12 protein-coding genes and 1 tRNA gene are annotated in these 10456 nt (G+C 71.9%); 6 read left to right on the top strand and 7 right to left on the bottom strand.

The genetic code is table 11. The annotated features are described in order from the left end of the window. A partial coding sequence (locus tag KME77_RS05865) for an SDR family NAD(P)-dependent oxidoreductase (protein WP_219462696.1) occupies positions 1-222 on the bottom strand: 222 nt, incomplete at its 3' end. Between the two features lie 100 nt (positions 223-322). Between KME77_RS05865 and KME77_RS05860 the strand changes: the two genes are divergently transcribed. Beyond that, positions 323-1540, top strand: a complete 1218-nt coding sequence (locus KME77_RS05860) for an RNA-guided endonuclease InsQ/TnpB family protein (protein ID WP_219462695.1) — start codon at positions 323-325, stop codon at positions 1538-1540. Positions 1541-1580: 40 nt separating this feature from the next. Here the strand turns inward: KME77_RS05860 and KME77_RS05855 are convergent, their stop codons facing one another. Next, entirely contained in the window at positions 1581-2924 is a 1344-nt protein-coding gene (locus KME77_RS05855) for an aldehyde dehydrogenase family protein (RefSeq protein ID WP_219462694.1), read from the bottom strand. 84 nt (positions 2925-3008) lie between these two features. Continuing rightward, positions 3009-4370 (bottom strand): glutamine synthetase family protein, encoded by a 1362-nt coding sequence (locus KME77_RS05850; protein ID WP_219462692.1) that lies wholly within the window; start codon positions 4368-4370, stop codon positions 3009-3011. Positions 4371-4478: 108 nt separating this feature from the next. Between KME77_RS05850 and KME77_RS05845 the strand changes: the two genes are divergently transcribed. Continuing rightward, positions 4479-5183, top strand: coding sequence for a FadR/GntR family transcriptional regulator (locus KME77_RS05845; protein ID WP_219462691.1), 705 nt, complete (start codon positions 4479-4481; stop codon positions 5181-5183). A gap of 35 nt (positions 5184-5218) precedes the next feature. Here the strand turns inward: KME77_RS05845 and KME77_RS05840 are convergent, their stop codons facing one another. Next, complete coding sequence (locus KME77_RS05840) at positions 5219-5722, bottom strand: hypothetical protein (protein ID WP_219462690.1); 504 nt, start codon at positions 5720-5722, stop codon at positions 5219-5221. Positions 5723-5759: 37 nt separating this feature from the next. After that, positions 5760-6359, bottom strand: a complete 600-nt coding sequence (locus KME77_RS05835; RefSeq protein WP_246609231.1) for a DUF6286 domain-containing protein — start codon at positions 6357-6359, stop codon at positions 5760-5762. A 137-nt stretch (positions 6360-6496) separates the two neighbouring features. On the opposite strand from KME77_RS05835, the gene KME77_RS05830 reads away from it, so the two are divergent. Then, entirely contained in the window at positions 6497-7690 is a 1194-nt protein-coding gene (locus tag KME77_RS05830; protein WP_219462688.1) for an amino acid deaminase/aldolase, read from the top strand. Positions 7691-7762: 72 nt separating this feature from the next. Here KME77_RS05830 and KME77_RS05825 read toward each other — a convergent pair whose 3' ends face one another. After that, positions 7763-8092, bottom strand: a complete 330-nt coding sequence (locus KME77_RS05825) for a DUF3618 domain-containing protein (protein WP_219462687.1) — start codon at positions 8090-8092, stop codon at positions 7763-7765. Between the two features lie 136 nt (positions 8093-8228). Here KME77_RS05825 and bcp point away from each other — a divergent pair, with 136 nt between their 5' ends. The 3 genes from bcp (at position 8229) to KME77_RS05810 (ending at position 9970) form a co-directional block, all read left to right on the top strand. Continuing rightward, on the top strand, positions 8229-8702 hold the full coding sequence (gene bcp, locus KME77_RS05820; RefSeq protein WP_219462686.1) for a thioredoxin-dependent thiol peroxidase: 474 nt from the start codon (positions 8229-8231) through the stop codon (positions 8700-8702). A gap of 113 nt (positions 8703-8815) precedes the next feature. After that, positions 8816-8898: transfer RNA gene (locus KME77_RS05815), tRNA-Leu, on the top strand. A gap of 70 nt (positions 8899-8968) precedes the next feature. Beyond that, positions 8969-9970, top strand: coding sequence for a helix-turn-helix transcriptional regulator (locus KME77_RS05810; RefSeq protein ID WP_219462685.1), 1002 nt, complete (start codon positions 8969-8971; stop codon positions 9968-9970). Here the strand turns inward: KME77_RS05810 and KME77_RS05805 are convergent. Beyond that, entirely contained in the window at positions 9967-10365 is a 399-nt protein-coding gene (locus KME77_RS05805) for a hypothetical protein (RefSeq protein WP_219462684.1), read from the bottom strand. The genes KME77_RS05810 and KME77_RS05805 overlap by 4 nt on opposite strands. Positions 10366-10456 lie beyond the last annotated feature (91 nt).

Below are 10456 nucleotides of genomic sequence, written 5' to 3'. Positions count from 1 at the left end.
GTCGAACGCCGTCGCGTACATGCGGACGACGTCCTCGTCGCTGGTCACGTCGGCCTTGACGAACAGCCCGCCGACCTCGGCGCCGGCCCGCTTGCCCGCCTCCTCGTCCACGTCGGCGCAGACGACCCTGGCGCCCTCCTCGGCGAACCTGCGCGCGGTCGCCAGCCCGATCCCGCCGCCCGCCCCGGTGATCACCGCGACGCGGTCCTGCAAACGCTGCACATGTGTCACTCGGCACCTACAGGGTGGAGGCGCAGCTCTTCAGTTCCGGGAAGTGACGAACATTCGGACTGGCCGGCCATGTTTTTCTCCAGTTCTGTCAGTGACGGTCGATAGCTTGATCCGTGTGTCCCGCTTCCGTCTCCAGCCCACCACTGCTCAGGAGACAGCGCTGCTGGAGCATTGCGGACACGCACGGTTTGTTTGGAATCTGGCCCTGGAGCAGCAGGTGCACTGGCGACCGGGGCGTGCCAACGCGCCGGGGTTCGCCGAGCAGTGCCGCCAACTGACCGAAGCGCGCGCCGAGTTCGCCTGGCTGCGAGCCGGGTCGATCATCGTCCAGCAGCAGGCGCTCAAGGATTTCGCCCAGGCCATGGCCGGATTCTTCGCGCGAACCCATCGTCGGCCGAGGTGGCGCACCCGTGGCCGGAACGAGGGTTTCCGGATCGTCGCGGTGAGGGCAGGTGACGTGCGACGGCTGTCGCGCCATGTGGGCGAGGTGCGGGTGCCGGAAGGGGGCTGGGTGCGCTTTCGCTGGTCGAGGGCCGTCCCCGAGGGGGCGAAATCCTACCGGGTGACCCAGGATCGGGCCGGGCGGTGGCACGTGGCCTTCGCCGCCATCCCCAGCCCCATCCCGGCTCCCGGCACCGGCCGGGTGGTCGGCGTGGATCGAGGTGTTGTCGTCAGCGCGGCCCTGTCCACCGGCGAACTGCTGTCCGTGCCCGTGCTGCGCGACGGCGAACGACAGCGGTTGCGGCTGCTGTCGCGCAGACTGGCCCGGGCCGGGCGCGGGTCCATCCGCCGTGGCCGGACCAAGGTCGCGATCGCCCGGCTGAGGGCCCGCGAGACGGACCGCCGCAAGGACTGGGTGGAGAAGACCAGTACCCATCTGGCCAGGGGATTCGACGTGATCGCGGTCGAAGACCTCAAGATCACCGGCATGACGCGGTCGGCCAGGGGCACGCTGACCGAGCCGGGCCGGAACGTGCGGCAGAAAGCCGGCCTGAATCGGGGCATCCTGGCCAACGGGTGGGGGTTGCTGGTCGAGAGGCTGGAGCACAAAGCCGTCGGACGGGTTGTCCGGGTCAATCCGGCGTACACGAGCCAGCGGTGCTCGGCGTGCGGGATCGTGGAGGCGAGGGCGCGCGAGAGCCAAGCGGCCTACGCCTGCCGATCCTGCGGCTTCGCCGGTAACGCTGACGTGAACGCGGCCAGAAACATCGCACACGCGGCAGGGCATGTCGTGTCTGCGCGGGGAGGCTCGCCGTTGGGCAGGCCGACGAACCGCGAACCTCAACGCGACCTCCTGCTCGTCAGGTAGTTGCTGTTGGAATCCACCCGCCTTGAGCGGATGGAGGATGTCAATCCGATGAGATGAAGACGTTCTTGGTCTCGGTGAACGCCGCCAGGGCGTCCGGGCCCAGCTCCCGGCCGAGGCCGGACTCCTTGAAGCCGCCGAACGGGGTCCAGTGGCGTACCGACGAGTTGGAGTTGACCGACAGCGCGCCCGCCTCGACCGCCCGCGCCACGCGCAGCGCCCTGCCGACGTCGCGGGTCCAGATCGAGCCGCTCAGCCCGTACGGCGTGTCGTTGGCGATCCGCACGGCCTCCGCCTCGTCCGCGAACGGCACCACCGACACCACCGGGCCGAAGATCTCCTCGGTGAAGGCCCGGTCGGTGAGTTCCGGCGTCAGCACGGTCGGCGGGAACCAGAACCCCTTGCCCTGCGGGCAGTCCCCTTGCAGGTACGGGGCGCCCTGAACGAAGCCGCGCACCCGTTCCAGGTGCTCGGCGCTGATCAGCGGCCCCATCTCGGTGCCCTCGTCGAGCGGGTCGCCGACCTTGACGTTCCGCACCGCCGCGGCCAGCCGGTCCATGAACTCCTCGTACGCCCGCGCCTGGACCAGCACCCGTGACCGGGCGCAGCAGTCCTGGCCCGAGTTGTCGAAGACGGCGTAGGGCGCGGCGGCGGCGGCCTTCTCCAGGTCGGCGTCGGCGAAGATGATATTTGCTGACTTGCCGCCCAGCTCCAGGGTGAGGCGCTTGACGTGGGCCGCCGCCTTGGCGGCGATCTCCTTGCCCACCTCGGTCGAGCCGGTGAACACGATCTTGGCCACCCGCGGGTGCTCGACCAGGCGGGCCCCCGCGACCTCCCCTGCTCCAGGCAGCACCTGGAGCACCCCCTCGGGGAGGCCCGCGGCGAGGGCCAGCTCGGCCAGCCTCATCGCGGTCAGCGGGGTCCACTCGGCGGGCTTGACGATCACCGTGTTGCCCGCCGCGAGCGCCGGCGCGACGCCCCAGCTCGTGATCAGCATCGGGAAGTTCCACGGGACGATCACCGCCACGACGCCCAGCGGCTCCTGGAACGTGATGTCCACGCCGCCCGGCACCGGGATCTGCTTGCCGTGGTTGCGCTCGGGCGCGCCGGCGTAGAAGTGCAGGACGTCGCGTACGGCCGCGGCCTCCCAGCGGGCGTTGCCGATGGGGTGCCCGGCGTTGGTCAGCTCCAGCCGGGCCAGCTCGTCGCGGTGCTCGTCGACGAGGTCGGCGAAGCGGCGCAGCAGCCGCGCGCGGTCGCCCGGCGCCACGTCCCGCCAGGCCGGGTAGGCCCGCCTGGCACGCTCCACGGCGCGGTCGGCCTCGGCCGCGTCGGCCAGCTCGACGTCGGCGACGACCTCCTCGGTCGCCGGGTTGACGATCAGCACGTGCCACCCACATCGATCAGCATGGCGCTCACTTCGCTCGGCACTCCCCCGGCACTTCGCTCGGCACTCCGATCAGCACTCCGCTCACATCCGCTCGAAGCCGCGGAACAGCTCCCAGTCCGTCACCGCCGCGTCGAAGGCGGCCAGCTCGACCCGGGCGTTGTTCGCGTAGTGCGCCACGACGTCCTCGCCGAACGTCTCCCGCGCCAGCTTCGACCCCTCGAACAGCGCCAGCGCGTCGCGCAGCGTGTGCGGCACGGTCTCGGCGCCGGAGTCGTAGGCGTTGCCGCCGAACGCCTCCTCCAGCGGCAGCTCGTTGTCGATGCCGTGCAACCCGGCCGCGACCAGCGCCGACACGGCGAGGTAGGGGTTGACGTCGCCGCCGGGTACCCGGTTCTCCACCCGCAGGGAGGGGCCGTGGCCGACCAGCCGGAGCGCGCAGGTGCGGTTGTCCACGCCCCACTTGACGGCCGTGGGGGCGAAGCTGCCGGGGACGTAGCGCTTGTAGGAGTTGATGTTCGGGGCGAGCAGCAGCGTGAGGTCGCGCAGGCAGGCGAGCTGCCCGGCGATGAAGTGCTCGCCCAGTTTCGACAGCCCGTGCCGCCCCTCACCGGCCATGACCGGCCGGCCGTCGGCGCGCAGCGAGATGTGGATGTGGCAGGAGTTGCCCTCACGCTGGTTCGGCTTGGCCATGAAGGTGATCGAGCGGCCCTCCTGGGCGGCGATCTCCTTGGCGCCGTTCTTGTAGATGGAGTGGTTGTCGCAGGTCCGCAGCGCCTCGTCGTAGCGGAAGGCGATCTCGTGCTGGCCCAGGTTGCACTCGCCCTTGGCGGACTCGACGTACAGGCCGGCGCCCTCCATGTCCCGCCTGATCCGGCGCAGCAGCGGCTCGATGCGCGCGGTGCCCAGCAGCGAGTAGTCGACGTTGTAGAGATTGGCGGGCGACATATCCCTGTACGCCCGCTTCCACGCGTCCTCGTAGCTGTCGTCGTAGACGCAGAACTCCAGCTCGGTCCCCACGTACGCGGCCAGCCCGCGCTCGGCCAGCCGGCCGAGCTGCCTGCGCAGGATCTGCCGCGGCGAGGCGGTCACGTCGTCGCCGGACTCCCACGCGAGGTCCGCCATGAGCATGGCGGTGCCCTCCTGCCACGGCACGCGCCGCAACGTGGCCAGGTCCGGCTTCATCACGAAGTCGCCGTACCCGCGCTCCCACGACGACATCGCGTACCCGCCGACGGTGTTCATGTCGACGTCCACGGCGAGCAGGTAGTTGCACCCCTCGGAGCCGTGCCCCAGCACCTCTTCCAGGAAATATCGCGCCGACAGCCGCTTGCCCTGCAGCCTGCCCTGCATGTCGGCGATCGCGAGCAGCACGGTGTCGATGCGCCCCGCGCTCACCTCGCCGCGCAACTCGTCCACGGACAGCAGTCCGGTTCGCTCGCTCACGTGAATGCGCTCACTTCCCCGTTAATTGGGCTAGTGTCAGACCATTGAGGTGCATCCTGGGATCGCTTGTCAAGACCTGAGGACATGTTGGACGAGTCTGCGCGCTTGATGACGGTGTTGCGGCCGGTCAGGGCCGGCAACGCCTTCGAGGAGACGGTGGAACGACTGCTCCAGGCGATCAAGCTCGGCGTGGTCGCGCCGGGCGGCAAGCTCCCTCCGGAGCGCGAGCTGGCCGTCCAGCTCGGCATCAGCAGGGTGACCCTGCGCGAGGCCATCCGCGCCCTCCAGGACGCGGGTTATCTCGACGTACGGCGAGGCCGCTACGGCGGCGCCTTCGTCACCTACACCCCGCCCGAGCCCGGCGCCGCCGACCTGCGCAAGATGGTCGCCGACATGGGCACCGCGGACCTGTCCGACGCCCTGACCTTCCGCATGGCCGTGGAGTGCGGCGCCGCCGAGGTCCTGGCCCGCACGCCCCTCACCGACGACCAGCGCGCCCTGCTGCGCCGCCGCCTGACCGAGCTCAACGCGGCCGGCCTGGACGACTACCGCCGCCTGGACACGGCCTTCCACCTGTCGATCGCCGAGCTCACCGGCTCCTCCCTGCTGGCCACGGCCTGCGCCGACGCCCGCCTGCGGGTCAGCGACCTGCTCAACGCCATCCCCATGCTCCAGGTGAACCTGTCCCACTCGGCCCTGCAGCACCAGGCCATCGTGGCCGCCATCCTGTCCGGCGACCCCGAGCGCGCCCGCCGCGCGGTCGCCGAGCACCTGGAGGGCACCGCGGCGCTGCTGCGCGCGTTCCTGTCCTGAAGCCGCTCCGAGTCTTGGGGCCGGGCAGTGGGTGGTCAACGACGGACGTGGACGCGGACGACCGTGCCCACCTCGTCGTCGCGCACCTCGCGGCGGATGCGGCCCACCACCTCGCGGTCCAGCTTGGCCACCACCGAGCCGACGTCGGCCGAGGCGGGGCAGTTGAGGGTGATGCGCAGGCGGGCGGCGTCGCCGACCACGCGGGCGCTCACCCGGCTCAGGCCCTGCACGTCCTTCAGGCCGATGCACAGCATGGCGGTCCCGGTGCCGGTACGGGAGCCGCGCCGGCCCCAGCCCAGGCAGAGCAGCAGCCAGCGCAGCGTGATCAGGGCGAGGACCAGCAGGACCAGGGCGACCAGCCACAGGGCCCACGGCTGGTCGGCGACGGCCGCGGCGGTGCGGTCCGGCAGGACCTTGGCGCGCGGCGACAGGCCGGGCAGCTTGTCCTCGGCGCGCAGCCAGCCGTAGCCGGCCAGGGCCAGCAGCAACCCGCCGACCACGGCCAGCCCGATCCGGTTGCCCGCGTACTGCCGCATCACCGCGCCTCCCGGACCTGGCAGCCCGCGTACTGCCGCATCACAGGCCCCGGCGGCGGAGGCGGACGACGACCTCGGCGGCGGCGAGCGTGCCGACACTGGCCAGGCGGTCGCCCACGGCCATGCCGACCTGCCGGAGCATCGAGCCGGAACTCTCCGGCCCGGTCATCACGGTGACCTCGATCCTGCGCCGGCGCAGCCGCACCCGCGCCCGCTCCACGCCGTCGACCTCCTGGGCGACGGCCCGCAGCGTACGGCGCAGCCCCGAGCGGGTGATGCCGATGACGATCAGCGGGTCCGAGGTCTCGACCGGCACCAGCCGCGACCGGCCGGGGACGACGGCCAGCAGCAGCAGCGCGACTCCCGCGCCCCCCACCAACGCCCATGTCAGCGACAGGTCCTGCCAGGTGCGGCGCGCCGCCAGCGAGGTCAGCTCCGGCACGGGCAGCCAGCCGAGCGGCCGTCCCAGCAGGGCCGAGACGATCTCGGCGGCGACGAGCCCGAGCCCGGCGGTCAGCGTGAGCGCCACGACGGCCCCGGCGGGGGTGCGCGCGGGTCTGAGCACGCGGCTCGACCTGCGCAGCGGTGTCTCCTGTACGGCGATCCCTGCACCGGGCAGTATCTGCTGGAGCGTGGTCATCACCAAGCCAGAGGTACACGGATCGGCGGCCGGCAGTACCGCGCCCTCGCCGCCGGTTTGCGGGATCATTACGAGCGGGGAAATGAAGGTGAAACGCCCTCATATTCATTTGCCCTATATGTCGTTACGCTGCCCATATGAACGACCGCCAGCGCTACGACAAGGCCACAGCGGAGCTGGAACCCCCGTTCGCGATCCTCGATCTCGCGGCCATGCGCGCGAACGCGGCCGACCTCGTACGCCGGGCGGCGGGCAAACCCATCCGGGTGGCCAGCAAGTCGATCCGCAGCCGCCCCCTCCTGGAGCGCATCCTGGCCATGGACGGCTTCTCCGGCGTCATGGCGTTCACGCTGCCGGAGGCGCTCTGGCTGGTGGACAACGGCTTCACCGACGTGCTGGTGGCCTACCCGACGGCCGACCGCCACGCCCTGGCCGAGCTGGCGGGCAGCCGGGACGCGGCCAGGGAGATCGCGCTGACCGTCGACTCCGCCGACCACCTCGACCACATCGAGGCCGCCGTGTCGCACGTCCACCCGAGGCACGAGATCCGGCTGTCCATGGACCTGGACGCCGGGTACTGGGCGCTGGGCGGCAGGTTCAAGGCCGGGACGATGCGCTCGCCCATCCGCCAGGCCGACCGGGCCGCCGACCTGGCCGCCGCCATCGCCAAGCGGCCCGGGTTCCGGCTGGCGGGGCTGATGGCGTACGAGGGGCAGATCGCAGGCATCGGCGACGACCCGCCGGGCAGCGCCGCGTACGCGCGGGCGGTCAGGATCATGCAGAGCCTGTCGGCCCGCGAGCTGGTCCTGCGCCGCGGCCGCATCGTGAACGCCGTCCGCCAGGTCTGCGACCTGGAGTTCGTCAACGGCGGCGGCACCGGCTCCATCGAGCGGACCGTGCGGGAAAAGGCGGTCACCGAGGTGACGGCCGGGTCGGGGTTCTTCCATCCGCGGCTGTTCGACTTCTACCGGGCCTTCACCGGGCGTCCGGCCGCGTTGTTCGCGCTGCCGGTGGTGCGGCGGCCCACCCCGAACGCGGTGACCGTACTCGGCGGCGGCTACCTGGCCTCGGGCAAGCCGGGCACGCACCTGCTGCCGCAGCCGTACCTGCCGGCCGGGCTGCGCTACTCGCGGGAGGAGGGCGCCGGCGAGGTGCAGACGCCGCTGCTCGGCCAAGCCGCCGAGGACCTGCGGGTGGGCGACCGGGTGTGGTTCAGGCACGCCAAGGCGGGCGAGCTGTGCGAGCGCTTCGCCGCGCTCCACCTGGTCGAGGGCGACGCCGTCGTGGGGACGGCGCCGACGTACAGGGGCGAGGGCCGCACGTTCCTCTGAGCCGCGCCTCCGAATCGCGCCTCCGAATCGCGCCTCCGAATCGCGCCTCCGAATCGGGCCTCCGGAGAGGGGTCAGCGGCGGCGACGGCGGCGCCACAGCACGATCGCGGCGCCCACCACCAGCACCGCGCCCACCCCGATCAGCACCGGCGCCAGGTTGGGCGGCTCGTCGTCCCACAGCCTGTCGGGGTCGTCCCCGAACTGCGCCGGCCGCGGCGTCACCCCCAGCGCGTCGCCGACCGAGGCCATCAGGTGGCCGGCCCGCGACTTCACGTCCGAGACCGTGCGCTCGGCCACCCGCTTGGGGCTCACCCGGTCGGCGATGGCGTCGACGGTCACGGCCAGGTCCGCGCGCGTCTTCGCGATCCGCCGCTCCAGCTCGTCGGGATCGGTGTCAGCCATGGCTCTCCTCTCGGCCGCCCACGTACGCATCCACTCCGCGAACGGGCTCTTCAGGCGATCAGTCTGTCAGGTCGCCGCCCCGCACGGCACGGCGGGCGGGCCGATAGGTTTTGCTCGACGAACTCTGGAGGGCCTCATGACCGAAACCAAGCTCGCGCCCGGCGACGCCGCGCCCGAATTCACGCTGCCCGCGGCCGACGGCGCGACCGTCTCCTTGGACGACTTCCGGGGCAAGCGGGTGATCCTCTACTTCTACCCCGCGGCGCTGACGCCCGGCTGCACCAAGCAGGCGTGCGACTTCCGCGACAACCTCGGCCAGCTCACCGCCGAGGGATTCGTGGTGCTCGGCGTGTCGAAGGACAAGACGCCCAAGCTGGTCAAGTTCGCCGAGCACGACTCGCTGAACTTCCCGCTGCTGTCCGATCCCGAGCTCGACGTGCACAAGGCGTACGGCGCGTACGGCCCCAAGAAGCTGTACGGCAAGGAGATGGTCGGGGTGATCCGCTCGACCTTCGTCATCGACGCCGACGGCAAGATCGAGCAGGCCCTCTACAACGTGAAGGCCACCGGCCACGTGGCGAGCCTGAAGAAGAAGCTCGGCCTGGCCTGAGCCGCGGCCTCACCAGTGGCACGGACACCGGTGTGAGCACCTGACGCGGACCAGCCCCCGCCCCGCTTCCAGGGCGCTAAACTTGCGATCGAGCCCGCTCCGGCGGGGGCTGCGCGGGCGTGGCGAAATGGCATACGCGGCAGGTTTAGGTCCTGTTGGTGGAGACACTGTGGGGGTTCGAGTCCCCCCGCCCGCACCCGACGTCCGGGGCTCATCCCCTTTCCCCCTCGCACGTACGCCCTGACAACGGGTTACGCTGCTGCGTTATGGCGCAACGGCGGTTACTGGAGGGGCTCGGCGTGTCGGTCGCCGAGGAGACGGCCTATCGGGCGCTGCTGCGCCACGGCCCCGCGACGCTGAGCGAGCTGGCCACCGAGACGGGCTCGTCGGCCGCGGCCATCCGCCGGATGCTGCCCAGGCTGGAGGACCTCGGCCTGATCTCCCGGGTGGCGGGCCGGCCGCTGCGGCTGATCGCCACACCGCCGAGCATCGCGATCGACGTGCTCGTGGCCCGCCGCCAGGAGGAGATCACGCACAGCAGGGCCGCCGCCGCGCTGCTGGCCACCGAGGTGGCCGACCGCACGGGCCCGCACCCGGAGGAGGTGCTGGAGGTGGTGACGGGCCGCGACGCCGTCGCCCGCCGCTACATCCAGCTCGAACGCAGCGCCAAGGAGGAGATGCTCGTGCTGGTGCATCCGCCGTACGCGGTGGACGTCAGCGACGAGCACCACGCGAACGGGCGCCCGGCCCGGCCCGGCGCGCCCACCCGGGGCATCTACGGGCCGCTCGCGTTCGACGACCCGGCCATGCTGGAGCACACGCGCCGCGCGATAGCCGAGGGCGAGCGGGCCAGGCTCGGGCAGGTGCCGCTCAAGCTGGCCGTGGCCGACCGGCGCACGGCCATGCTGCCGCTGGTGTCCGACGACAACCGAGCTGTGGACAACGCGCTCGTCGTGCACCCGTCGGCGCTGCTGGACGCGCTGATCGGGCTGTTCGAGGTGCTGTGGCAGACCGCGGTGCCGCTACGGCTGTCGGCCGACCCCGAGGTGGGCGTGGAGCGGGAGGTGTGGCCGCAGCCGGGCGACACCGAGGTGCTCGCGCTGCTGGCGGTCGGGATGAAGGACGACGCGATCGCGCGGCAGCTCGGCCTCAGCCCGCGCACGGTGCAACGCCGGGTGCAGGAGCTGTGCGAGCGCCTGGACGCCCGCACCCGCTTCCACGCCGGTTTCCTGGCCGCGCGGCACGACCTGCTGGTGCTCGACCGCTAGTCGCTCTTCGAGGGCTTCGGCGCGGCCGACTCGGGCGACGGCACGGTCGTGGGGACCGGAGAGGCGGGCGCCATGGAGGGCAGCACCACCGACGGCTGGGGCATCGGGATGCCGCCGTACGGCCGCTCCCAGTTGCAGTAGGGGCCGCGGCAGTTGTTGTAACCGGGGTAGTCGGGGAACCCGCGGTGCTCCCAGTAGACGAACCTGTCCTCACCGCGGTGGCTGAGCCCGGCGACCAGCGCCACGCTGCCACCGCCGAGGACGCCGCCGATGATCAACCCGATGAGTCCGGCGCCGAGGATCTGGGCGGGCCGCTGGCGGAAGAACTCACGCCAGCTGTCCCCGCGCGGGGGCGGAGCCTCCCAGCCGCCCCAGGCCCGGCCCGGCATGGTCATACCGGGGTCGTAGCGAGGGGGGTCGTACTCCGGGGACAAGTTCCCAGGGCCCGGGTCGCGCGATGCTTCCTCTTCACCGCGCGACCCGGCG

It is taken from the genome of Nonomuraea rhizosphaerae, from assembly GCF_019396405.1.
In the GTDB taxonomy this organism is placed as follows: Bacteria; Actinomycetota; Actinomycetes; order Streptosporangiales; family Streptosporangiaceae; genus Nonomuraea; species Nonomuraea rhizosphaerae.
Note: the sequence above shows the minus strand (reverse complement) of the source record. Positions and strands in the feature narration are given on the sequence as shown.

Bases quoted from the DNA above. Each gene is read 5' to 3' on its own strand.
- KME77_RS05845 (WP_219462691.1), top strand. From the start codon at position 4,479: ATGACGGTGTTGCGGCCGGTCAGGGCCGGCAACGCCTTCGAGGAGACG.
- KME77_RS05835 (WP_246609231.1), bottom strand. From the start codon at position 6,359: ATGACCACGCTCCAGCAGATACTGCCCGGTGCAGGGATCGCCGTACAG.
- KME77_RS05830 (WP_219462688.1), top strand. From the start codon at position 6,497: ATGAACGACCGCCAGCGCTACGACAAGGCCACAGCGGAGCTGGAACCC.
- KME77_RS05825 (WP_219462687.1), bottom strand. From the start codon at position 8,092: ATGGCTGACACCGATCCCGACGAGCTGGAGCGGCGGATCGCGAAGACG.
- bcp (WP_219462686.1), top strand. From the start codon at position 8,229: ATGACCGAAACCAAGCTCGCGCCCGGCGACGCCGCGCCCGAATTCACG.
- KME77_RS05810 (WP_219462685.1), top strand. From the start codon at position 8,969: ATGGCGCAACGGCGGTTACTGGAGGGGCTCGGCGTGTCGGTCGCCGAG.
- KME77_RS05805 (WP_219462684.1), bottom strand. From the start codon at position 10,365: ATGACCATGCCGGGCCGGGCCTGGGGCGGCTGGGAGGCTCCGCCCCCG.